The sequence below is a fragment of the Kordiimonas marina genome (assembly GCF_023006325.1).
Lineage (GTDB): Bacteria > Pseudomonadota > Alphaproteobacteria > Sphingomonadales > Kordiimonadaceae > Kordiimonas > Kordiimonas marina.
Window position 1 is genome coordinate 191,209 of sequence record NZ_JAINDF010000001.1, and the last position, 21,677, is coordinate 212,885.

The following is a 21,677-nucleotide window of genomic DNA, read 5'->3' on the forward strand; positions in this document are numbered from 1 at the left end:
TAACTCTAACTTGGGTTCAGGGGCGCCCGTGGGCAAAATTCTTGAGGTCGAGCGCGTCGCCGCACCGCAGGATCGCTTCAGCTTCCGGGCTGTAGCGGTCTTCCGTACCGTGTAGCGGCAGCCCTGGCAACAGGGTAGCAGCCCCGCGCACACCTTTTCGACCCTGAATGATCACCCGCTTGGCAGGCATTCCCATGCGCGGCCAGAAGGGCATGATCTTAAGCTCGCCCACACGCCGGTACAGCCGGGCGATCACTTCATCCATACGGTCCGCCCTATAGACGATGGTCACCGTGCCCTTGTGGCGGACATTATAGACGCAGAAACTGATCCAGTCCTTCAAGGTGGCGTTCGAATCCATATGGGCAAGGCCCTTGGAGGCGGCAGGCGGCCTGATCGCGGTGCCAGCTGCCAGATACGGCGGATTGACCATGACATGGTCATAGGTGCCTTCAGGGCCGGTCAGGTCCGTGATACTGCCCTTTTCGAGCGTAACCTGATCACTCAGTTCGTTGAAATCGGCATTCTTGCGGGCGAGTGCGAGCATGTCATCCTGAATATCGATACCGTGGACCTTCACCCCAGGCACGCGGGCCGCCAGCAGAACCGACGCCCCGCCGGACCCGATGCCGCCCTCGAGCACCCTGTCCCCCGCCTTCGCCGGGATCGCGGCTGCCAGAAACACGGTATCCATTGACACCCGATAGCCTTCGCGTGGCTGAATGAGGCGCACACTGCCGCCCACAAAATCATCGACGGTGACATTAAGATCGCCCCGGAGATCGGCCTCGCCGGGCCAATTTTTTGTCACGCCATCGTGATTCACGTTATTCTTCACCACACATTAAGGATTGCGCGTCATATAGTACGTCGAATTCAGGCGCGGTCAATCGGCGCAGATGGGGCTCTGTCGCTTGCGCTTGGCTTTTTGACACAGTATGGTCCGCGCGCTCTACTAAACCAACCTGCCGGGGGGCATTATGTCCAGCAATGTAGTTTCCATGCATGGCCACAAAAAGGCCGACACCACAGCCGCAGCGGTTGACCGCTTACAAGCTTTGGTTGCTGACCAAATGAAAGAGGTCAATGCCACCATCCTCAAACGCATGGAAAGCCCGGTAGCGCTGATCCCCGAGCTTGCAGGCCACCTGATCAGCTCCGGCGGCAAACGGCTCCGCCCCATGCTGACGCTCGCCTCCGCCAAGATGGTCGGCTATGAAGGCAAGCGCCATATCGGCCTCGCCACCGCCGTTGAGTTTATCCATACCGCCACGCTTCTGCATGACGATGTGGTGGATGAAAGCACGCTTCGGCGCGGCAAAAAAACCGCCAACCTTATCTGGGGCAACCAGCCGACCGTGCTGGTGGGTGACTTCCTGTTCAGCCGTTCGTTCGAGCTGATGGTTGAAAGTGATTCGCTTCGGGTGCTCAAAATTCTTGCCAATGCCGCCGCAGTCATTACCGAAGGGGAAGTGCTGCAGCTGACCACCGCCAACGACCTGAAGACCTCGGAAGACACCTATCTCGAAGTCATCACCGCCAAGACAGCCGTCCTGTTCGCCGCCGCGTGTGAAGTGGTCGGCGTAGTCGCAGAAGGTGGCAAGGAAATGGAAGAAGCGCTCGAATCCTATGGCCGCTTCCTCGGCATTGCCTTCCAGCTGGTCGACGATGCGCTCGACTATTCGGCACGTCAGGCAACGCTTGGCAAGAACATCGGTGACGATTTCCGCGAAGGCAAAGTCACGCTGCCGACCATCCTCGCCTACCGCCGCGGTAGTGATGAGGAACGGAAATTCTGGAAACGCACCATGGAACGCCGCAAGCAGGAAGACGGCGACCTCGAGCGCGCGATCCAACTGATCAACGACCATGACACACTGAATGACACGCTGGAACGCGCCCGCCATTATGGTGCCCGTGCCAAGGATGCCCTGGCGATTTTCCGGGATAGCGAGGCTAAAGAAGCCATGATCGACATCGTGGATTTCTGCATCAGCCGCGCTTACTGAAAAGAAAATCGGCAGAGGCGTTTTTCACGCTTGCGCTTCTGAAATGCTTATCCTATATAAGCGCCCACGAATTGGCCCTGTCCCACAAATTCCATATCGGGGAATAGCTCAGCCTGGTAGAGCACTGTGTTCGGGACGCAGGGGCCGGAGGTTCGAATCCTCTTTCCCCGACCAATAAAAAGGCCGTCCTCCGGGACGGCCTTTTGCTTTTCCGACACACCTGGACCAACGGCTACACGCCGTCTCAGGCTTGCTCCAAAGCCTTGATGTCGATCTTCTGCATTTTCATCATAGCGGCCATCACACGGCCCGCCCGGGCAGGATCCTTCTCGCCTAACAGCCTGGGCAGAGCCTTCGGCACCACCTGCCAGCTAAGACCGAAGCGGTCCTTCAGCCAACCGCACTGGCCCGGGGCGCCACCATCACAAAGCCGCGCCCACAAGGTATCCACCTCTTCCTGGTCCTCGCATTCGATATACAGTGAAACAGCCTCATTGAACTTGAAATGCGGCCCGCCGTTCAGGGCCATGAAACGCCTGCCCGCCAGTTCGAACGTCGCACCAAAAAGCGGACCATCATCCCCGCCTTTCCGGGAGGTGCTAACAATCCGCGAATCCTTGAATGTACCGAGATAGAAGTTGATCGCCTCCTCCGCATTGTCGTCGAACCACAAAAACGGGGTGATCTTGTCCTCTGCTGCCATCGGCCTTCCTTTCGTTGCCATATTATACGTTGATATAAACATATTAATAAAAAAGAAAGCCGTCCCCTGTCAAACCTGCGCCTTCTAAAAGGCCATCGAACTGCATAAAAAACAAAACCCCGGCCATCAAGACCGGGGTTTTCTGTCTCCACGCACTAGAGGATGGGCGCGTCCTCAGCGCTCCATATTGTACATGGCTTCCTCAGGCGTCAGCTGGAAGCCGAGGAGCACTTCGTAGTTATAGCGTTTCGCCTGCGCCATCGTCGGGATGAACTGCTCAACCGTCTGGGTCGCATGGGCGATACCGTCCCGGCCGAAGGTCAGCGTCACGTCATAGCGTTTCTTCGAGACGATCTGGCTATTGTCCTTCAGGACGGCAACAAAGTAAGGCAGCGTCACCGTACGGCTGGTCAGCGCCTTGCCCGCCTCGGCGGTGATATCGAAAGTCACATGCGATGTAACGCTGTCTGCTTGCTTGCAATCAGGCTTCACATTGGTGATCGAGGCGGTGAATTCCACATCGTTCGTCGTGCGTCCTTCGCCCTTGAAGCGGGTCAGCGTGCCGACATCACCTACCACCGCAACAGCCGGGCAGTGCGATACGACAACCTGCAGCGGGTTTTTGGCACAGGCCGCAACGAGAAGAGACAAAGAGGCCAAAAGCGCAAAACGGACGGACATAGAAACCCTTTCAAAAATCGAACCGGCGGCCCCCTATACGGTGCCGCGAGCGGGGCGATCATAAGGACTACCCCCATAAAGAGCAAGCGGCCTTCTGACCTCCTAACATTCAGGCCCGAATAAGCGCCGAGCATGACAAAAGTGTGGCACCGAAGCGCCCCGTGCTTGACCCTATGAGGCGCGGGGGTTAGCTAAGGGTTCGAAGGTATCGAGGAGACTTTCTCATGACGTCCACCGCGCCTGCCTCTGGCCGTGCCAGCCTGCGCATCCTGCTTGCCAACCCTCGCGGCTTCTGCGCCGGGGTCGACCGCGCGATCAAGATCGTCGAACTCGCGATCAAAAAGTTCGGCGCGCCCGTCTATGTGCGCCATGAAATCGTACATAACCGCTATGTGGTGGAAAGCCTGGAAGCCCAAGGCGCCGTCTTTGTCGACGAGCTGGATGAAGTACCGGAAGACGTCCCCGTGGTCTTTTCCGCCCACGGTGTGCCCAAAGCCGTCCCCGCGGAGGCCGAACGGCGCGAAATGATCTATTTGGATGCCACCTGTCCACTGGTCTCCAAAGTCCACCGGGAAGTGGAGCGCCATCAGGGCGCCGGGCGTCATATACTGATGATCGGACACGCCGGCCATCCGGAGGTGATCGGCACCATGGGCCAGGTTCCCAAGGGCTCCATGACACTGATCGAAACCGTGGAAGATGCTGAAACCATTGACCCCACCGACCCGGAACACTTGTCGTTTGTCACGCAAACCACACTGTCGGTCGATGACACGGCGGATATTGTCGCCACGCTCGAACGCCGGTTCCCGTCGATGATCACACCCAAGAAGGAAGACATCTGCTACGCCACCACCAACCGGCAGTCGGCCGTGAAAGCCATCGCCGAGGACTGTGACCGCGTGATCGTGATCGGCGCGCCGAACAGCTCCAACAGCCGGCGCCTTGTAGAGGTAAGCGAAAAGGCCGGCTGCCCTGCCCGGCTTGCCCAGCGTGCCTCCTGTCTGGATTGGGACTGGCTCGAAGGCGCCCGGACCATCGGCATTACCGCGGGCGCCAGCGCGCCGGAAGTGCTGGTTGAAGAAGTCATTGAGGCGATCCGCAGCCATTATGACGCAGATGTCGCGGTAGAAGTGGTCACCACCGCCGAAGAAAATGTCACCTTCAAGGTGCCGCCGATCCTGAAGGATATCGCCTGATGGCCGTTTACACCCATGTGGACGACACAACCCTCGCTGCGTTTCTGGATCGCTATGACGTCGGCCAAGCCGTCAGCTTCAAGGGCATCGCCGAAGGTGTCGAAAACTCCAACTATCTGCTGGAGACGACCAAAGGCCGCTATATTCTCACGCTTTATGAAAAGCGCGCGAACCCCGCGGACCTGCCCTATTTCCTGGACCTGATGGAACATCTGGCCGCCGCAGGCCTGCCTGCGCCGCTGCCGATCCATGACAAGACCGGCCAAGCGCTTCAGGAGCTTGCAGGCCGCCCGGCGTGCCTGATCAGCTTTCTGACAGGTGTGAGCGTTGACCACCCGTCCCCGAACCAATGTGCCTCGCTTGGTGCTGTGCTCGCGGGGATGCACAAGGCCACCGAGACCTTCCAGGAAACACGTCCGAATGACCTAGCGCTCGCAGGCTGGAAAAAGCTCGCCGAACAGACCGCCGATCGTGCCGATGAGGTGGAGGACGGCCTGTCAAAGCTGATTGCTGATGAAATCGCCTTCCTCGAAGCCAACTGGCCCAAGGGCCTGCCCACCGGCACCATCCATGCCGACCTGTTCCCGGACAATATCCTCTTCTCAGGCGACCGCATCACCGGCGTGATCGACTTCTATTTCGCCTGCACCGATATGCTGGCCTTCGACATCGCCACCTGCATCAACAGCTGGTGCTTCGATGAGGCCCACCTGTTCGTGCCCGCGAAGGCCAAGCGCCTGACCGAGCTTTATGACGGCCACCGCCCGCTCAGTGCCGCGGAGATCGACGCGCTCCCCATCCTGTGCCGAGGATCGGCGCTTCGCTTCCTGCTCACGCGCCTTTATGACTGGCTCAACCCCGTCCCCGGGGCGGTCGTTCGCGCGAAGGACCCACGTGAGTATCTCAAGAAACTGAATTTCCACCGCGCCGTCAGGGATGCTGCCGATTATGTCGTCTAAAGCCGAAATCAAAGACACCACCTCTGTCGAGATCTATACCGACGGCGCCTGTTCCGGGAACCCCGGCCCCGGCGGCTGGGGCGCGCTGCTTCTCTATGGTGCCCTTGAAAAGGAAATCACCGGCGGCGAGATGCACACCACCAACAACCGCATGGAAATGATGGCGGCGGTGGAGGCCTTGAATGCGCTCAAGCGCCCCTGCAAGGTGAAGCTCCATACCGACAGCCGTTACCTGCGCGACGGCATCACCAAATGGATCCACAATTGGAAAAAACAGGGCTGGCGGACAGCTGACAAGAAGAAGGTCAAGAACGCCGACCTGTGGCAGGCGCTCGATGCCGCCACCAAACATCATGATATCGAATGGGTATGGGTAAAGGGCCACGCAGGCCATGACGGCAACGAACGCGCCGATGCGCTCGCCAACCAAGGCATGGCCCCCTACAAGCTCTGAACACATTCTCAGATAAGAAGAAAAGGCGGCACCCTATGAGGGTACCGCCTTTTTTGTCTCTAATCGCTGCTGCCTACCTGGAGCCCGCGAAGGTCTTGCCGAAGAAGTCACCCTTGTTCCAACTCGGACGCTTGTCGGCGTTGGCGATCGCGCTACAGATTAGCCAGTTCACATAGGCGAACTTGGCCCCGGCCTGATAATTGATCGGCAGGGTGATCTGGTCGGCTGGCGAATGGTAGGTGTGGTTGAGGAAATTCATGAAGATGGCGCCGCCATCCTCACCCTCGGCCGTTTTGCCGAAACCGGTGATCAGAAATACCGACGGAATACCCTGCTGAACGAAACGGTAATGGTCGCTCCGCGTAAAGATGCCCTCTTCCGGGATCGGGTCGGGGCTCAAGGTAACCCCAGCCTTCTTAACCGCTTCCGCCGTGATCGGGCCAAGGCTTGACCGGTCGGCACCGAATGCGACGACATCGCTGAAATCATACAGAAGCACCGGCATGTCCAGGTTCACGTCCGCGACGAGGTCCTTCTTCTGAACTGTCGGGTAATGGGCGAAATATTCTGCGCCCAGAAGGCCCTTTTCCTCGGCCGTGACCGCTGCGAACAGGATAGAGCGGCGCGGTTTCTTGTGGGCCCGAGCGTAGGCACGGGCGACTTCCATCATCACCGCAACACCCGAGGCATTGTCGAGCGCGCCATTGTTGATCTTGTCATCACCCTTGGCGTTCGGCGACACACCGATATGGTCAAGGTGCGCCGACAGGACAACATACTGGTCCTTCAGTTTCGGATCGCTGCCTTCGAGGACACCGAGTACGTTCGGGCTGTTGAACGGATCGGAGACGATACTGTCGCGCTTCATATGGACCGTCGCCTTCAGGGGGAAGCCCTTGGGCGAGCCATCTTCCGCAGCGGCCAGGACATCATCAAAACTGTGGCCGCTGCCCTGGAACATCATCCGGGCGGTATCGGCGCTGATCGCCGCGCTGACCTTGATCAGCGATGTCGGGTCCTGCTGGCCGTTCTGCATCACCCACTCATAGCTCTTGCGGCCGAGATATTTTTTGTAGCGCGCAAACGGCCGATGCTTTTCACGTTCGATGGTGTTGACGCTGATATAGCCAACAGCACCCCGGCGCACATATTCCATCAGCTTTGTCCGTGTCGAGGCATAGTAAGCGCGGATTTCGGTGTTGAAGCTTTGGGGCGCCCCGGCAAGCGCGAGGACGATCTTGCCCTTGAGGTCGAGGCCAGCCAAATCATCATGACCGAAATCCGGCGCGGAAACGCCGTAACCCACGAACACCACTGGTGCGGTTATATCCCCATTGGGGGTACGGACATTGCCGCCCATGACATAATCGTCGCCGAGGGCGAGTTTCTTTTCCGTGTCGCCGACACGCACGGTCATCAGCGCCGTTTCCTGGTTGAGCGCCGCGGTCTTGAACGGCACTTCCTGGAAGTAGCTGCCATTATCGCCCGCGGGTTTCAGCCCCAGCCGCGCATATTCGGCCGCGACATAATTGGCTGCGATCCGGTGCCCGACCGAGCCGGTATCCCGCCCGCGGAGTGTGTCATCAGCGAGGAAGGCGATATCCGCCTTGATGCGCGCTGCGCTGAATTGCACCGCCGGGTCCTTGACCTTGTGGTCCAGACCATGGCCGGCGCACGCGGCCAGCATGAAAACGGCGGTTATCGCACCGCCAAGCCGGGCACGTGATGGCCCGATTTTCGTAAAAATATTCATGAGGTGACTTCCCATTTCCTACCCCCGTTTATCTGCCCAGCCCAAGGGCAACTTTTCGTTCAGGAGCTTGAGAATAGAGGGGTTACGCCGCCAGTCAACGCTAACGATAGAGGTAACGTTCGGAACGGGTGTCAGGCCTGCTCGAGCGCGTCGATCACCGCCCACAGCCGGTCCTGCCCCCACAGCGTGGTGGTACCAACCCGGAAGGTGGGCACACCCCAACTGCCAGCCATCAGCATGTCCTGGCGGTTCTTTTCTGCCTTGGCTTCCCAGTCCAGGCCCGGGGTGGCATCCGCTTCGGCGAGCCAGTCTTTCTCAAGCCCGGCGCGGGCGAGGATTTTGGCGATGCCCTTGTCGCTGGCGCCATCGATACCTTCGGCCCACACGCCGCGCGTGAAAGCCTTGAAAAAGGCGAGGTCTTTGCCCTCCTCGGCCAGCGCGAAACCAAGCGCCATAGCCCGGCGCGTGGCGAGGCCAAGCGGGTCGACTATGGTGCCGAATGTAATACCCTCCAGCCGGGCTTCGCGGGTGGCATCCATCAGGATATAGCGGCTTTTGGAAGGCGGGACCTTCATCCCGCGCATCAGCATCGGCATGACGGGGCGGAGCTTCAGGCGGATGCCCGAGCGCACCGCCAGTTCCGATGCCAGCGTCAGGCCCAGGTAGCTGTAGGGACTGCGGACCGAGAAGAAGAGCTCCACCGTCTTGCCGGCGACGGATTTCTCCATGGTTTCAAGCCGGTAGCGCCAAAGACGGGTAAGCTCGAAATGCACCTCGTCATCGCCGACACCCAGGCGGTTCAGGCGGCGCTCCAGATGGTCAAGCCGGTCAAGCCCGGGGTAGAATTCGCCACCATAATAAACTGTTCCGCTTGCGTAATGACCAAGCGTGCGCAACAGCTTCTCATTCTCCGCCAGCCGGTCGTCGCCAATATCGGCCACCACGCACAGGCTGCGGATATCACCAAGGTCATGGCGCCAGAGGGCGGCGCCGACTTCCTCAGCGACCGACAGGAAATTCGGGTCGTCTTCGATGCTGGCGAGATAGCGGTTGGCCATGCCGACAGCGAGCCTGTCCGGCACCATCGCGGTGTTCGGAAACCCAAGGCCATAAAGGCGCGCGAGCCTTGTGGCATCAAGGATGCTGTAGGCTTCATAGCGTTCCGGGTCCGGGTACATATTGGCGGGCAAACGTTCCACCACTTTGGGGCGGAGCTTGACATTGAAGCGCGCCAGAAAGTCCGGCAGCACCTGCACCATCAATTGGCAGTAGGGGTCATCAACCCTATGAAAATAAAGGAGTTCATGGCCCTTACGGGACAGACGACGGCCGATTTCGGCACGCGCGCGGGTCAGGCCGAGCCTGGTGTCGCTGGTAAGCCAGGTCGAAAGACCGGCTGAAATCAGTGCTTTAGCGCTCATTGAACCCCGACATCGCCCCCACGGCAACTGTTGCATGACTGTTGTTTTGCTGTTGCACCTGCAACACTTAGCCGTTTGCGCCCAACAGTTAAAGTCCAAACATAAGGGCCTTCATCCCACGGCCCATGCCCCCCATAAAAAAGGACGGCCGAAGCCGCCCTTTCAGGTCAGGAATGCCCAGCCCTTAAAGTTGGGTCAGCATATGGTCGGCGCTCGAGACATGGAACGCACCCGGGTCCTCGATATTGAGCTCGGTCACAACACCGTCCTTCACGATCATCGAGAAACGCTTGGCGCGGGTGCCCATGCCGAAGCCGGAGGCGTCAAGCTCCATCCCCAGCGCCTTGGTGAAATCGGCGTTACCATCGGCGAGCATGACGACCTTATCGTCCGCGCCCTGGTCCTTGCCCCAGGCGTTCATGACGAACACGTCGTTGACCGACATGCAGGCGATGACGTCCGCGCCCTTGGCCTTCAGGTCACCCGCGTGGGTCACGAAGCCCGGCAGGTGCTTGGCCGAACAGGTCGGCGTATAGGCGCCGGGCACGGCGAAAAAGGCCACGGTTTTGCCGGCGAAAAATTCGTCGGTGCTCACGGGTGCCGGGCCGTCCGCCGTCATGGTGGTCAGCATTGCGCTCGGGATCTTGTCGCCAACTTTAATGGTCATCGGTTTGCTCCTCGCATAGATCTATCAAGTCAGATGAAGTTGCCGCCACTCTACCCCCGGTTTGGGCGCAGGCAAACGATTCGTTTTACCGGCGCTGAAGCGGCGACGATCAGGGGCGGGTAATCTTGAGCGTGCGGTCGATCGCCTGGCCGTGGCCGTCGCTGATGGTCAGGCGCACGTCATGGCCCAGAAGGTCGAACGGCTTGTTGCCCATCATCGGCGAGAGCACAAAGCGCGCGCTTTTGCCGTCCGCCATCAGCTTCATCTTCGGCGTGCCGAAATGCACCATGTCCCCCGCTTCGGCGAACAGGTCGGCCCCCGAAAGCGTCACATCGGCGGCGACATCGACGATCAGCCGCTGATGGCCCTTGGTGCCCATCAGCCGCATCCCGGTGACCTTGAGGCCGACACCGGCATCGCCTTCGCGCACCGGCACCCGCTTGAGCCAGACACCGATCCGGATATCGTTCCCGGAAATATCAGGGGTTTCAGGCAGCTTGTAGGTGGCTTCAAACGGCACGCAAATGTCCTTGCACACCATGAAGTCGGCGCTGATAACGGTTCCCGGCTTGGTACCCTTCTTCATGCGGAAAGGCAGCATCACCCGGTTGTGGTAGCCCGTGGTTCCAATGCCGAACAGCGTGAAGCGCTCAGGCAGCGGAAACAGGATTTCGATCGGCTTGTCGCCTTCGCGCAGGCGCACGGGCAACCCGGCCTCCCCCGGCGAACGCCAGTAGGTTTTCCAGCCCGGTGCCATATCCGCTTCCCAGGCATAAAGCCGGTTGCCGTCCTTGTCCGTCATCGCGGCCGAGGCGGCGACAAGGTGCGTCCGCACCATGCCGTCATGATCCTGCCATGGGGTTTCCGCGCCAGCGTCATCCGCCATGACGGACGGCGCCCAAAGGGAAAACGCCGCAGCAGCGGCCAAAGCAAGGCAAGATAAGAACCGGGGCATCGGCACCTCCTAACAAATATTCGCCCGATCCATAGCAGGACCGGGCGCCGGGTTCCAACCACGCTATTTCACGAATGTGTCAAAGTCTGGTCATCTTCGCTGATTATCACCCCTTCACTGGGGCCAAAAGCCAGTCCCAAGATCAGCGTATGATTGCACGTCCCGCCCATAAAGGCTAAGCTCGGGGAAGCGACATGAGGAAGCGGATGACATCTTCAACATATCTCGACAACAAGCTTCTGCTGGCGATGCCCGGCATGCTGGACCCCCGGTTCGACCGCAGCGTGATCTATGTCTGCTCGCATGACAGCGAAGGCGCCATGGGGCTGATCATCAACCAGCCGTTCGACGGGCTGAGCTTCCCCGACCTACTGGAGCAACTGGAGATCGACGTGAAGGGCCAGGCGCCCGACATCACCATCCATCACGGCGGCCCGGTTGAACCCGGCCGCGGATTTGTGCTGCATTCGGCTGACTATGTGCAGGAAAGCACGCTTGTCGTCTCCGAACGGCTGGCGCTCACGGCCACAGTCGATGTCCTCCGTGCCATTGCCGAAGGCACCGGCCCGAAGCATCACCTGCTCGCGCTCGGCTACGCCGGGTGGGGCGCAGGCCAGCTGGAGCAGGAAATCCAGTCCAACAGCTGGCTGACCGCCGAAGCCGACGATGAGATCATCTTCAATACCGAGCTTGAACAGAAATGGCCCCGCGCCATGGCGATGCTGGGCGTGAATGTCTCCATGCTGTCCGCCGAAACCGGCCACGCGTGAAATATTCAGCATCCAACCATTAGCGGTAGGTTCGCAATATTTTTCCAGCCAATTTTTAGGACCAAATGAGCGACATATCCCTATGGCAATCAGTTATGAGCACTGTGTCTACAATCGCAGCCACAGGAAGCGCCATTTTTGCATTTATGACAATTCGCTTAGCTGTCAATGAGCGTAAAGAGCAGGAGAAGAATGGACGTCCATATTTATCTATGACTTCTGCGACCGAAGAACAAAACCGTAGCTTCATCGTTATAGCTCTTAGAAACATTGGTCTCCGCCAGGCTAGATCGTGTGAACTAAAAGTTGCCTTTTACCGTGCGACAGACCTCAGTGAATCACTAGCCCATCCTCCAAGCAATTTCGCCACCGCGCTTCTCCCTGATATGCCCCATCATTTGAGGGTTTCTTGCCCAGATGATATGTCACAGCATTATGCTTACATGGTTATTGGGACGAGGTATGAAGACCCAATTGATGGCAGGGTATATTCCGAACGCCACTACTTCCAAAACTCACAACGCAATGATGTACTTAGCTTGGGATACTGCAGCATTCATGAAGTTGAGAAGCTAAGGGGTGCAATTGCGCCGGCGTTCTCTCGTTACCCAGAATAGCCCTTAAATCAGTGGCAGCGCCATCATGATGAGGCCGACGTTGGCCGCGATCCAGAAGATCGAGCGGAACCAAGGCAGGCCACTGGCGTAGGCCGGGATGAACAGAACCCGCATGGCCAGGAAAAGCATGGCGCCGTTCATGACATCGCTTGACGTATCCACACCTTTGACCATCGCCAACAGCGCCAGCGCAAGGAACAGCGGCATGGCTTCCATCATGTTGTTCTTGGCGCGGTCGAGCCGGGCGGCAACGGCGGTCATGTCAGGCGGGTTGTCCCGGTTGCCGACAAGAACCGTCACATTGAGGCCGAAGCGCGAAACTTCCTGAAGAAAAAGCTGGAGCACATAAAGCACCAGCACCAGAAGAATGATAGTTGTGAGCGACATTGATATTTCCTCCCCAAGAGTAATGTCCCAGCTCGATTATTGGCTGAAAGCATGACCTTGGCAATCTTTGCGTCTGCGCTTGGGAAGACTAGAGGCCTGACGCCTCAGTTCAGGGACTGTTCCTGGGGGCCGTCGAAGGCGTCTAGGCTGAGGGAGGGAACGTCGGGGTATTGCTCCTGAACGCCGAGGCGGTCGAGTTCCAGCATGGTTTCCATATCGAGCGCACGCATCTCCAGCCCGGCGCGGTCCATCGCGCCAAGGACGCGCGGCGACAGGTGTTTTGGCGTCAGGATACGCGGCGACGGCACCACAAGCAGGCTGTTGATTTCGTGCTCGAACCCGCCCCATTTATCGATGAAGCCCTGGTTCTGATAGTCGAACGGCCGCACGACACCGACCAGTTCCGTCCCGCCCATGACCCGCGGCTCCGCGAACGGCAGGACCAGCACTTCAAGGTCGAACCGGCGGCCGGACGCAAGTGAAAAGGCCCCGGTGCGCAGGATGCCGCAGCTTTGCACAAGCGCAACGGCATACAGCTCCTCCATCAGGGCGGCCTGGTCATGATCGGCGAAGATATCGGCATAGACGCGGCCCGACATGCCGCAGCCGACCGCGCCCTCAAGCGAGGACCCGGAAAGACGGTAGCGAAGCGCGCCCTCCTTGCCCATTTCCAGGATGAACATCCAGGACAGCAAAGAGGTCAGCTTACGGAGATCAAGCTGATTACGATCCGGAACCCGGTCCCCACCACCAAGTGACCGCCAATATCGCAAGAACTGGCAGAGCTCAGGACTCAAGAAACACCCCCTGAAATAAGTTTCTTATATTGCAGAGCCTATCACCTTAACCGATGGTCAGCAATACTTTGACGATAGTAAGAAATTCTTTCCAGGGACTCGGGAATTAAAGAAAATTTTGGATAATTATTTTAGAAATTAACCTTTTCCAGCGCACCACCCCCAACAAGGGCAGTCGAAACGGCATTCTCGTCAAGGATGCGGGTGGCCATGGCCTTAACATCGGCAGGTGTCACGCGCGATACATTGGCGAGCATTTCCTCGACCGGGATGATGCGGTCGAACACCAGCATCTGACGGCCCAGCTGCTCCATGCGGGATGTGGTGGCCTCAAGCGCCATGGTGAGCCCGGCCTTGAGCTGCGCGAGCGCGATACCGAATTCCTGGTCGGTCGGCCCCTTGGTCAGCGCCTCCATCTCGGCGCGGATGACCGGCATCATATCTGCGGCCATGTCAGGCCCTGTCCCGGCATAGAGGCCGAAAATACCGGTTTCCTTGTGGCTGGAGGTAAAGCTGTAAACCGAATAGGCGAGCCCACGGTTTTCCCGCACTTCCTGGAACAGGCGCGAGGACATGCCCCCACCCAGGATGGTCGAATAGACCTGAAGCGCATAATAGTCATCTTCATGGAAGGACGCGCCCCGCCAGCCGAGGGCGACGTGGATTTGCTCCAGCTCCCGCTTGTCCAGATGGCGGCCACCGGTGAAGGTGGCGGGCACCGTTTCATGGCGCGGGCCTTCCGGCAGGGCACTGAACTTTTCCATCACCTGGGCGACCAGCGCGCCATGGTCGAGGTTGCCAACCGCCGAAATGACGATGTTGGACGCGGTATATTTCGATTGCAGGAAGCCGCGCAGGTCATCCGGCGTGAAGGAGCGCACGGTCTCCGGCTCGCCCAGGATCGACCGGCCGAGCGGTTGCCCCCCGAAGGAAACAGCCTGCAAGTGGTCGAAGATGATATCGTCGGGCGTATCGATCGCCTGACCGATTTCCTGGATGATCACCTCTTTTTCGCGCGTGAGCTCGCCCGCATCGAAACGGCTGTTGAGGATGATGTCGGCCAGAAGGTCGAGCGCGAGGCCCATGTCTTCCTTCATCACGCGGGCGTAATAGCTGGTCTGGTCACGCGCTGTCCCGGCGTTCATATGGCCGCCGACCGCCTCGATCTCGAAGGCGATATCGCGCGCGCTCCTCCGCTCGGTGCCCTTGAACAGCATATGTTCGATACAGTGGGTGATGCCGTTCTGGGCCGGCGTTTCATGCCGCGCCCCGACATCGACCCACACGCCGACCGCGACAGTCTGAAGGAGAGGACGGCTTTCGCTGACGATACGCAGCCCGTTGTCGAGCCGGGTCAGGCGGACGCTCAAGACCAGCCCCCTTCAAGGATGCGCGCCTGCAATGCAGCCATGTCGTTGGCGAGCGTGAGGTAGCGTTCTTCCCGGTCCATCAGGTCCGCCATATGGGCGGGGAGCGTGGGGGTGACGCCTGTGGCCTTGATGACCGCATCGCCGAACTTGGCGGGGTGCGCGGTCGCCAGTGTCACACGTGGCGCGCCAGTGGCCGGGAGGCAATCTTCCGCCGCCTTGATGCCGACGGCGGTGTGCGGGTCTGCGACATAACCGGTGGCTTCGTGGACCGCCTTCATGGTCGCGGCGGTCTGGGCGTCATCGACCCGTTCGGCGGCGAAGGTGGCCTTGAGCGCATCATAGTGCGCGCCCTCGAGCGCGAAGCCGCCTTCAGCCGTCAGCGCGTCCATATAGCGGCGGACAGTGTCACCGTCGCGGCCCGCGAGGTCGAACAGGAAGCGTTCGAAGTTACTGCTGATCTGGATATCCATGCTGGGCGACAGGGTCGCGAACACGTCGCCGCGTTCATAGCGGCCGGTCTTCAGCGTGCGGGCGAGGATGTCGTTACTGTTGGTGGCGATCACCAGCTTGTCGATATTGAGGCCCATGCGCTTGGCGATGTAGCCCGCGAAGATATCCCCGAAGTTGCCGGTGGGCACCGAGAAGCTGACCGCGCGTTCGGGCGCACCCAGCGCGGTGGCGGCGGCGAAATAATAGACGATCTGCGCCATCACCCGCGCCCAGTTGATCGAGTTGACGGCCGTGAGGCCGACCCGGTCGCGGAAAGCATGGTCGTTGAAGCAGGCTTTGACGAGCGCCTGGCAGTCGTCGAACGTACCGTCGATGGCGATATTGACGACGTTTTTCTCGATGACCGTGGTCATCTGGCGGCGCTGAACCTCGGAGACGCGGCCCTTCGGGTGCAGCATGAAGATGCTGACGTTATCGCGGCCCCGGCAGCCCTCGATGGCGGCCGACCCGGTATCACCCGAGGTGGCGCCGAGGATGGTCAGCCTCTCGCCGCGCTTGGCGGTGAAATGGTCGAAGAAGCGGCCCAGGAGCTGGAGCGCGAAATCCTTGAAGGCGAGCGTGGGGCCGTGGAACAGCTCCAGCACCCAGTCATTGGGCGCGAGCTGGACGAGCGGCGCGGTCGCGGCGTGGCGGAAAGCCCCCGCATAGGTGGCGTCGAGCATCGCCTTCAGCTCGGCATCCGTGAGGCTGCCTTCGACGAACGGGCGGATCACCCGGAAGGCGATCTCGGCATAGGGAAGGCCCCGGAGCGCGCGGATATCCTCCGCGCTCAGGCTCGGCAGTGCCTCCGGCACATAAAGTCCGCCATCGCGGGCGAGCCCCGCCATGGTGACACCTTCAAAGTCGAGAATATCGGCCTGGCCGCGCGTGGAGATATATTTCACAGCTCTCGTACCCTACATGACTAAACGCGAGCCGATAGTCATAGGGGCGGAAGGCCCGAGAATCAAGCGATTCAAGCCTTCCCGGCCGAGCGGGGCAGGCAATTTTTCTAAACAGGTGCGATAGCGCACACCCACCTGGGCGGCGCTAATGTCTCAGGCGCCCGGCTTGTCCTCACGCCCTTCCGAGAAGCCGAAGGACACATAGATGAGGATGAGGGCCGCGGCGAGGCCGAACCAGGTCAGCGCATACTGGAAATGGTTGTTCGGGATATCGACCCGCACCTGGCCGCCGACCGGCAGGTTGCCCGCGAGCACGCCTTTGTCGGCGATCACGCGGAAATGATAGAAATCCTTGGAGCCGAGGCCGTAATGCTTGGCCATCTGGTAGATGTCCGCCGTGAACCACTCACCCTTGTCCGGCACATTATCCGGCGTCATCCAGCCTGCTTTGGCACTCTGGCGCAGGATACCGGTCACGGTGATCATCTCGCCCTGATGCAAGGACGGCGGGGTTTTGATGGCGGCGGGCACCCAGCCGAAATCGACGAACACGGCGCGGCCGAAGCGCATGGTCACCGGGATATAGAGGTGATAGCCCGCCTCGCCCATCGTGTTGGTGCCGAACACCTTGACGGGCGCCGTCTTCATCACCGTGCCTTCGAAGCCGACATGGCGGTATTCGAGCACGCTGGGATCATCGATATGAACGGTGAGTTCCATCGGCGCTTCGCTCATCCCGGCCTTGATGCGGGTGATCAGCTCGGTCTTGGGGCCGACCTTGAGGGCCTGCCAGGTGCCGAGCGAGAAGAGAATAGCGAGACCGATAAGGGCTGTGACGGTAGCGGAGGTGCCAGGGGCAAAACGCTTGGACATTAGGTGTCGTCGCCTTCCTTTTTCTCGTGGGCAATGTCCTCCTGACGGCCTTCCCGGGCGTCATGGTGGAACTGAAGCGCGATCAGGAGCGCCTTGAAGACGCGGAGCATCCACAGGCTGCCGAACACCACCATGGCAAACAGCACACCGGCAACCACCGCAGGCGGCAGCCCGACCGGGCCATAGAGGATAACGCCGATGATGGCGCACAGGGCCCCCATCACCAGGATCACGAAAACCTGGGCGCCGTCGCCCGGGTCAGCGGCAGAAAGGTCGAACCCGCAGACGTCGCAGCGGTCCTTGACCTCGAGGATGTTGGTGAACAACGCCCCCTCGCCGCAGTTCGGGCAGGTGCAGGTCAGCCCGGCCTTATAAGGCGAAACCGACCGGGAGGTGTGCTCCCGGCCGGTATCGGCATTTTTATGGTCCGGCGTTCCGGTCATCAGGCGTTGCCGCCCCAGATGTAGACGCACATGAACAGGAACAGCCATACGACGTCAACGAAGTGCCAGTACCAGGCGGCAGCTTCGAGACCGAAATGGTGGTCCGGCTTGAACTGGCCTTTGTAGGCGCGGATCAGGCACACGGCCAGGAAGATCGTACCCACGAGAACGTGGAAACCGTGGAAGCCGGTGGCCATGAAGAAGGTCGAACCGTAGATGTTGCCGGCGAAGCTGAAAGCGGCTTCGCTATATTCGTGCGCCTGCACCATCGAGAAGCTGGCGCCCAGGAGGACGGTCAGCCACAGGCCCTTCTTGAGGCCTTCGCGGTCGCCGTGCTGGATGGCATGGTGCGCCCAGGTCACAGTCGTGCCCGACAGGAGCAGGATCAGCGTGTTGATGAACGGCAGGTGCCACGGGTCAAAGGTTTCAATACCCTTCGGCGGCCACGGTGCGTTGGTGCCCAGGCTGTCCCAGAAGGCGCTGACATCCGGCACCGGCAGGTGCGGGTAGAGCGAAGAGTTGAAGAAAGCCCAGAACCAGGCGACGAAGAACATCACTTCCGACGCGATGAACAGGATCATGCCATAGCGCAGGCCAAGGCGTACGACCGGTTTGTGGTCGCCCTGCTCGGCTTCCTTGATGACGTCCCGCCACCAGGAAAAGACCGTGTACAGAAGACCGAGGAAACCGATCCCCAGCATCCAGTGGCCGAAATAGTGACCTTCGATCCCAAAGAGGGTGGCATTCGGCTTCATGCTGAAGACCGCACCGATCAGAGCCACCAGGATGCACAGCGAACCAAACGCCGGCCAGGGGCTTGGGTTGACCAGGTGGTAATCGTGTTTAACGTCGCCCGCCATTAATTCTCTCCTAACAAAGCGCCGATATTCGGCTGACTTTTCCCTACCTATTATTTCTTAACTTCTACTTTTTGTATATTTTGGGCCACCGGCTTGGCATCAGCCTGATCCTTGTCACCGTCCTTCACGACAAAGAAGGTGTATGACAGGGTGACCTCGTTTACGTCGTCCACATCGTGATCCTTCACAATCTCAGGATCGATATAATAGACGACGGGCATATCCGCACGTTCATGCGGCTTAAGCGTCTGCAAGGTGAAGCAGAAACAGTCGATCTTCGCGAAATAGGTCGCCGCCTTGTCGGGCGTGATATTGTAGGACGCCCGGCCCGTAATGGTTTTATCCGTCGGGTTGTAGGCCGAGAAGTAAGCGACCTTCTGCTCACCCACCTTGATCTGTTGCTTGTTCTGCTCCGGCTTGAACTGCCAGGGCATATTATAGTTGACGTTGGCCGCGAAGCGAACCGTCATGTCACGGTTGACCACCTCGTTCGTCGCATCTTCGGCGCTGACCCGTTTCGGCGTACCGCCGTACCCGGTTACGGCACAGAAGTGCCGGTAAAGCCAGGGGCCGCCGATAAAGGTCAGAAGCCCCATCCCGATCACGACGGTGAGGGTGATCAGAACGACGCGGCCATTGCTGTTTTTCCGTCCGTCGGTCATGGAGCCAATCCCTTCATGCGGTAAAAGCTCATAACCGCCAGAAAGAGGACAAAGCCCCACAGAACCATGCCAAGCACCCGGTTGCGCTTCTTAATGCGCGCCATGCGCTCGTCATTGTCGCGGTTATCACTCATACCATCAGGCCTTCAATCAAACGTTCAGCGGCCAGGGTCGCGAACACAATAAACAGATACAGGATCGAAAAGGCGAACAGCTTGCGTTCGGCTTTCTCCCGCTCGCGCCACACCTGGAAAGCCAGATACAGGAACCAGGCCCCGAGCGCGCCGGAGACAATCCCGTACACCGGGCCCGCAAACCCCATGAAATAAGGCGCGACACCACACGGCACCAGAAGCAGGCTATAAAGCAGGATCTGACGGCGGGTTTCCTTGACGCCAGCCACAACGGGCAGCATCGGCACGCCGACCTTTTCGTAATCCTTGGAGATAAACAGGGACAGCGACCAGAAGTGCGGCGGCGTCCACAGGAAGATGATGCCGAAAAGCACCATCGACTGCAGGGTCACACTGTCGGTCACGGCAGCCCATCCGATCATCGGCGGGAACGCGCCGGCAGCCCCGCCGATCACGATATTCTGCGGTGTGCGCCGCTTCAGCCAGATGGTGTAGATGAGCACATAAAAAACGATGGTCAGCGCCAGAAGCGCCGCCGAGGTCACATTGATCATGAGACCGAGGAGCACCACGGAAGCAACGGAAAGCGTGACCCCGAAACCGAGGGCCTCACCGCGGGTCAGCTTGCCCGCCGGGATCGGCCGCTTGGCGGTGCGGTTCATCACCGCATCGATGTCGGCATCGTACCACATATTCAGGGCGCCGGACGCACCGGCACCGACCGCAATCATCAGGAGGGCTGCAAACGCCATCACGGGGTTCATGGTCCCGGGCGCCGCAACAAGGCCGACGAAAGCAGTGAAAATCACAAGCGACATGACCCTCGGCTTCAAAAGCGCGAAGAAATCACCCGCTTCAGCTTCGCGCATCGGGTCGTAACCCGATGCGGAAGACTGTTTGCTGTTTTCAAAGGATGTAAGGCTATCAGCCAAAACCGTATCCTCTACGTCTCAAGCAAGTTACTTGATGCGCGGCAGTTCGTTGAACTGGTGGAACGGCGGCGGCGAGCTGAGCGTCCACTCGAGGGTGGTCGCACCTTCGCCCCACGGGTTGTCGGCACAGTCCTTCTTCTTCTTGAAGAGGGTCATGGCCATAACCACCAGGAACAACAGGAAGCCGACGAGCGTGATCAGGTAACCAACGCTCGAAACGAAGTTCCATTTCTCGAACACATCCGGATAGTCGACATAACGGCGCGGCATCCCCTGCAGCCCCAGGAAGTGCTGCGGGAAGAAGATGGTGTTCACGCCGATAAAGGTGACCCAGAACTGCAGTTTCGCAAGGGTCTCCGGATACTGTTTGCCCGACATTTTGCCGATCCAGTAGTAGAGACCGGCGAAGATGGCGAACACGGCACCGAGCGACAGCACATAGTGGAAGTGAGCAACCACATAGTAGGTGTCATGCAGGACGATGTCAGCACCAGCATTCGAAAGCACCACGCCGGTTACGCCGCCGACAGTGAACAGGAGAATGAAGGCAATGGCATACATCATCGGCACGGTGAAGCGGATGGACCCGCCCCACATGGTCGCGATCCAGGAGAAGATCTTAACCCCTGTTGGCACCGCGATGACCATGGTGGCCGCCACGAAGTAAGCCTTGGTGTCAACATCCAGGCCAACCGTGTACATGTGGTGCGCCCAAACGGCGAAGCCGATCATGCCGATCGCAGCCATGGCGTAAGCCATACCCAGGTAGCCGAACACCGGCTTGCGCGAGAAGGTCGACACAATGTGGCTGATGATGCCGAAGGCCGGCAGGATCATGATGTACACTTCCGGGTGACCGAAGAACCAGAACAGGTGCTGGTACAGAACCGGGTCGCCACCACCCGAAGGCTCGAAGAAGGTGGTGCCGAAGTTACGGTCGGTCAGCAGCATGGTGATGGCGCCAGCGAGAACCGGAAGCGACAGCACCAGAAGGAAAGCGGTAACCAGGATCGACCATACGAACAGCGGCATCTTGTGGATGGTCATCCCCGGAGCGCGCATGTTGAAGATGGTCGTGATGTAGTTGATCGCGCCCATGATCGACGACGCACCAGCAATATGGAGCGAGAAGATCGCAAGGTCCATTGCCGGACCAGGGTGGCCGATCGTCGACAGCGGCGGGTAAGCGGTCCAACCGCCACCGAAACCGTTCGACCCCGGTGCGCCTTCAACCATGGTCGACAGGAGCAGCAGGATGAAGGCCGGCGGCATCAGCCAGAAGCTGACGTTGTTCATGCGCGGGAACGCCATGTCCGGCGCACCGATCATCAGCGGCACGAAATAGTTGCCGAAACCACCGATAAGCGCGGGCATGACCATGAAGAAGACCATGATCAGGCCGTGGCCGGTGGTCAGAACGTTGAACATCTGGTGGGCTTGCTGTTCGGTAATACCGAAGACTTTCGGCAGAACCTGGATACCGGGTTCCATAAGCTCCATCCGGATAAGACCGGACATGCCAAAGCCGATACAGCCTGCGATGAAGGCGAACCACAGGTACATGACACCAATGTCTTTATGGTTGGTGGAATATACCCAGCGTTTCCAACCTGTTGGGTTTGCGTGAGCCATTGCTC

At 59.5% G+C, this 21,677-nt stretch carries 24 protein-coding genes and 1 tRNA gene; 7 read left to right on the top strand and 18 right to left on the bottom strand.

What is annotated here, in order from left to right; genetic code table 11:
• Window positions 1-16: 16 nt before the first annotated feature.
• The gene (locus K6118_RS00915; protein WP_247118244.1) at window positions 17-811 is read right to left on the bottom strand and encodes a tRNA1(Val) (adenine(37)-N6)-methyltransferase; all 795 of its coding nucleotides are present in this window, start codon (window positions 809-811) and stop codon (window positions 17-19) included.
• Between the two features lie 169 nt (window positions 812-980).
• On the opposite strand from K6118_RS00915, the gene K6118_RS00920 reads away from it, so the two are divergent.
• Both K6118_RS00920 and K6118_RS00925 read left to right on the top strand, forming a co-directional pair.
• Window positions 981-2,009, top strand: coding sequence for a polyprenyl synthetase family protein (locus K6118_RS00920; RefSeq protein WP_247118245.1), 1,029 nt, complete (start codon window positions 981-983; stop codon window positions 2,007-2,009).
• 97 nt (window positions 2,010-2,106) lie between these two features.
• Window positions 2,107-2,183: transfer RNA gene (locus tag K6118_RS00925), tRNA-Pro, on the top strand.
• A 70-nt stretch (window positions 2,184-2,253) separates the two neighbouring features.
• On the opposite strand, the gene K6118_RS00930 is transcribed toward K6118_RS00925, so the two are convergent.
• Together K6118_RS00930 and K6118_RS00935 are read right to left on the bottom strand one after the other, a co-directional pair.
• Entirely contained in the window at window positions 2,254-2,712 is a 459-nt protein-coding gene (locus tag K6118_RS00930) for a VOC family protein (protein WP_247118246.1), read from the bottom strand.
• Window positions 2,713-2,886: 174 nt separating this feature from the next.
• Window positions 2,887-3,393: a hypothetical protein gene (locus K6118_RS00935; protein ID WP_247118247.1), complete on the bottom strand. Its 507-nt coding sequence runs from the start codon at window positions 3,391-3,393 to the stop codon at window positions 2,887-2,889.
• 224 nt (window positions 3,394-3,617) lie between these two features.
• Between K6118_RS00935 and ispH the strand changes: the two genes are divergently transcribed.
• The 3 genes from ispH to rnhA are packed head-to-tail and all read left to right on the top strand — an operon-like array spanning window position 3,618 to window position 6,005.
• Window positions 3,618-4,592 carry a 4-hydroxy-3-methylbut-2-enyl diphosphate reductase gene (ispH, locus tag K6118_RS00940; protein ID WP_247118248.1) on the top strand — a complete coding sequence of 325 codons (975 nt, stop codon included), beginning with the start codon at window positions 3,618-3,620 and terminating at the stop codon, window positions 4,590-4,592.
• Window positions 4,592-5,551, top strand: coding sequence for a homoserine kinase (thrB, locus tag K6118_RS00945; protein WP_247118249.1), 960 nt, complete (start codon window positions 4,592-4,594; stop codon window positions 5,549-5,551). The genes ispH and thrB overlap by 1 nt, the downstream gene beginning before the upstream one ends.
• A complete protein-coding gene (rnhA, locus tag K6118_RS00950) occupies window positions 5,541-6,005 on the top strand; it encodes a ribonuclease HI (protein WP_247118250.1) in 465 nt (154 codons plus the stop codon). The genes thrB and rnhA overlap by 11 nt, the downstream gene beginning before the upstream one ends.
• Window positions 6,006-6,078: 73 nt before the next feature.
• On the opposite strand, the gene K6118_RS00955 is transcribed toward rnhA, so the two are convergent.
• The 4 genes from K6118_RS00955 to K6118_RS00970 form a co-directional block, all read right to left on the bottom strand.
• Complete coding sequence (locus K6118_RS00955; protein WP_247118251.1) at window positions 6,079-7,758, bottom strand: M28 family metallopeptidase; 1,680 nt, start codon at window positions 7,756-7,758, stop codon at window positions 6,079-6,081.
• A gap of 131 nt (window positions 7,759-7,889) precedes the next feature.
• The gene (locus K6118_RS00960; protein WP_247118252.1) at window positions 7,890-9,179 is read right to left on the bottom strand and encodes a DsbA family protein; all 1,290 of its coding nucleotides are present in this window, start codon (window positions 9,177-9,179) and stop codon (window positions 7,890-7,892) included.
• 184 nt (window positions 9,180-9,363) lie between these two features.
• Window positions 9,364-9,846 (bottom strand): peroxiredoxin, encoded by a 483-nt coding sequence (locus K6118_RS00965; RefSeq protein ID WP_247118253.1) that lies wholly within the window; start codon window positions 9,844-9,846, stop codon window positions 9,364-9,366.
• Window positions 9,847-9,955: 109 nt separating this feature from the next.
• Window positions 9,956-10,801: a protein-disulfide reductase DsbD domain-containing protein gene (locus tag K6118_RS00970; protein WP_247118254.1), complete on the bottom strand. Its 846-nt coding sequence runs from the start codon at window positions 10,799-10,801 to the stop codon at window positions 9,956-9,958.
• A gap of 206 nt (window positions 10,802-11,007) precedes the next feature.
• Here K6118_RS00970 and K6118_RS00975 point away from each other — a divergent pair, with 206 nt between their 5' ends.
• Together K6118_RS00975 and K6118_RS00980 are read left to right on the top strand one after the other, a co-directional pair.
• Complete coding sequence (locus tag K6118_RS00975; RefSeq protein ID WP_247118255.1) at window positions 11,008-11,571, top strand: YqgE/AlgH family protein; 564 nt, start codon at window positions 11,008-11,010, stop codon at window positions 11,569-11,571.
• Window positions 11,572-11,636: 65 nt separating this feature from the next.
• Window positions 11,637-12,188, top strand: coding sequence for a hypothetical protein (locus K6118_RS00980; RefSeq protein ID WP_247118256.1), 552 nt, complete (start codon window positions 11,637-11,639; stop codon window positions 12,186-12,188).
• Window positions 12,189-12,191: 3 nt separating this feature from the next.
• Here K6118_RS00980 and K6118_RS00985 read toward each other — a convergent pair whose 3' ends face one another.
• The 11 genes from K6118_RS00985 to ctaD form a co-directional block, all read right to left on the bottom strand.
• Window positions 12,192-12,575, bottom strand: a complete 384-nt coding sequence (locus K6118_RS00985) for an MAPEG family protein (RefSeq protein WP_247118257.1) — start codon at window positions 12,573-12,575, stop codon at window positions 12,192-12,194.
• 104 nt (window positions 12,576-12,679) lie between these two features.
• Complete coding sequence (locus K6118_RS00990; RefSeq protein ID WP_343269763.1) at window positions 12,680-13,372, bottom strand: PAS domain-containing protein; 693 nt, start codon at window positions 13,370-13,372, stop codon at window positions 12,680-12,682.
• 131 nt (window positions 13,373-13,503) lie between these two features.
• A complete protein-coding gene (locus K6118_RS00995; RefSeq protein ID WP_247118258.1) occupies window positions 13,504-14,742 on the bottom strand; it encodes a M16 family metallopeptidase in 1,239 nt (412 codons plus the stop codon).
• Entirely contained in the window at window positions 14,739-16,136 is a 1,398-nt protein-coding gene (gene thrC / locus K6118_RS01000; protein ID WP_247118259.1) for a threonine synthase, read from the bottom strand. The genes K6118_RS00995 and thrC overlap by 4 nt, the downstream gene beginning before the upstream one ends.
• Window positions 16,137-16,289: 153 nt before the next feature.
• Complete coding sequence (locus tag K6118_RS01005) at window positions 16,290-17,009, bottom strand: SURF1 family protein (protein ID WP_247118260.1); 720 nt, start codon at window positions 17,007-17,009, stop codon at window positions 16,290-16,292.
• Window positions 17,009-17,452 (bottom strand): DUF983 domain-containing protein, encoded by a 444-nt coding sequence (locus K6118_RS01010; protein ID WP_247118261.1) that lies wholly within the window; start codon window positions 17,450-17,452, stop codon window positions 17,009-17,011. The genes K6118_RS01005 and K6118_RS01010 overlap by 1 nt, the downstream gene beginning before the upstream one ends.
• Window positions 17,452-18,312 carry a cytochrome c oxidase subunit 3 gene (locus K6118_RS01015; protein ID WP_247118262.1) on the bottom strand — a complete coding sequence of 287 codons (861 nt, stop codon included), beginning with the start codon at window positions 18,310-18,312 and terminating at the stop codon, window positions 17,452-17,454. The genes K6118_RS01010 and K6118_RS01015 overlap by 1 nt, the downstream gene beginning before the upstream one ends.
• 50 nt (window positions 18,313-18,362) lie before the next feature.
• Entirely contained in the window at window positions 18,363-18,974 is a 612-nt protein-coding gene (locus K6118_RS01020; protein WP_247118263.1) for a cytochrome c oxidase assembly protein, read from the bottom strand.
• Window positions 18,971-19,108: a hypothetical protein gene (locus tag K6118_RS01025; RefSeq protein ID WP_247118264.1), complete on the bottom strand. Its 138-nt coding sequence runs from the start codon at window positions 19,106-19,108 to the stop codon at window positions 18,971-18,973. Before K6118_RS01025 ends, K6118_RS01020 begins: the two co-directional genes overlap by 4 nt.
• A complete protein-coding gene (cyoE, locus tag K6118_RS01030; RefSeq protein WP_343269896.1) occupies window positions 19,105-19,977 on the bottom strand; it encodes a heme o synthase in 873 nt (290 codons plus the stop codon). Before cyoE ends, K6118_RS01025 begins: the two co-directional genes overlap by 4 nt.
• Before the next feature lie 90 nt (window positions 19,978-20,067).
• Window positions 20,068-21,672 (bottom strand): cytochrome c oxidase subunit I, encoded by a 1,605-nt coding sequence (gene ctaD / locus K6118_RS01035; protein ID WP_247118266.1) that lies wholly within the window; start codon window positions 21,670-21,672, stop codon window positions 20,068-20,070.
• Window positions 21,673-21,677: the final 5 nt, after the last annotated feature.

Excerpts from the sequence above, each read along its gene's own strand:
- K6118_RS01025 (WP_247118264.1), bottom strand. The coding sequence starts at position 19,108 with ATGAGTGATAACCGCGACAATGACGAGCGCATGGCGCGCATTAAGAAG.
- rnhA (WP_247118250.1), top strand. The coding sequence starts at position 5,541 with ATGTCGTCTAAAGCCGAAATCAAAGACACCACCTCTGTCGAGATCTAT.
- K6118_RS00970 (WP_247118254.1), bottom strand. The coding sequence starts at position 10,801 with ATGCCCCGGTTCTTATCTTGCCTTGCTTTGGCCGCTGCTGCGGCGTTT.
- ispH (WP_247118248.1), top strand. The coding sequence starts at position 3,618 with ATGACGTCCACCGCGCCTGCCTCTGGCCGTGCCAGCCTGCGCATCCTG.
- K6118_RS01010 (WP_247118261.1), bottom strand. The coding sequence starts at position 17,452 with ATGACCGGAACGCCGGACCATAAAAATGCCGATACCGGCCGGGAGCAC.
- cyoE (WP_343269896.1), bottom strand. The coding sequence starts at position 19,977 with ATGCGCGAAGCTGAAGCGGGTGATTTCTTCGCGCTTTTGAAGCCGAGG.
- K6118_RS00985 (WP_247118257.1), bottom strand. The coding sequence starts at position 12,575 with ATGTCGCTCACAACTATCATTCTTCTGGTGCTGGTGCTTTATGTGCTC.
- K6118_RS00965 (WP_247118253.1), bottom strand. The coding sequence starts at position 9,846 with ATGACCATTAAAGTTGGCGACAAGATCCCGAGCGCAATGCTGACCACC.
- thrB (WP_247118249.1), top strand. The coding sequence starts at position 4,592 with ATGGCCGTTTACACCCATGTGGACGACACAACCCTCGCTGCGTTTCTG.
- K6118_RS01005 (WP_247118260.1), bottom strand. The coding sequence starts at position 17,009 with ATGTCCAAGCGTTTTGCCCCTGGCACCTCCGCTACCGTCACAGCCCTT.
- K6118_RS00960 (WP_247118252.1), bottom strand. The coding sequence starts at position 9,179 with ATGAGCGCTAAAGCACTGATTTCAGCCGGTCTTTCGACCTGGCTTACC.
- K6118_RS00920 (WP_247118245.1), top strand. The coding sequence starts at position 981 with ATGTCCAGCAATGTAGTTTCCATGCATGGCCACAAAAAGGCCGACACC.
- K6118_RS00930 (WP_247118246.1), bottom strand. The coding sequence starts at position 2,712 with ATGGCAGCAGAGGACAAGATCACCCCGTTTTTGTGGTTCGACGACAAT.
- K6118_RS00975 (WP_247118255.1), top strand. The coding sequence starts at position 11,008 with ATGACATCTTCAACATATCTCGACAACAAGCTTCTGCTGGCGATGCCC.
- K6118_RS00935 (WP_247118247.1), bottom strand. The coding sequence starts at position 3,393 with ATGTCCGTCCGTTTTGCGCTTTTGGCCTCTTTGTCTCTTCTCGTTGCG.
- K6118_RS01020 (WP_247118263.1), bottom strand. The coding sequence starts at position 18,974 with ATGACCGACGGACGGAAAAACAGCAATGGCCGCGTCGTTCTGATCACC.
- K6118_RS00955 (WP_247118251.1), bottom strand. The coding sequence starts at position 7,758 with ATGAATATTTTTACGAAAATCGGGCCATCACGTGCCCGGCTTGGCGGT.
- K6118_RS01015 (WP_247118262.1), bottom strand. The coding sequence starts at position 18,312 with ATGGCGGGCGACGTTAAACACGATTACCACCTGGTCAACCCAAGCCCC.
- ctaD (WP_247118266.1), bottom strand. The coding sequence starts at position 21,672 with ATGGCTCACGCAAACCCAACAGGTTGGAAACGCTGGGTATATTCCACC.
- K6118_RS00980 (WP_247118256.1), top strand. The coding sequence starts at position 11,637 with ATGAGCGACATATCCCTATGGCAATCAGTTATGAGCACTGTGTCTACA.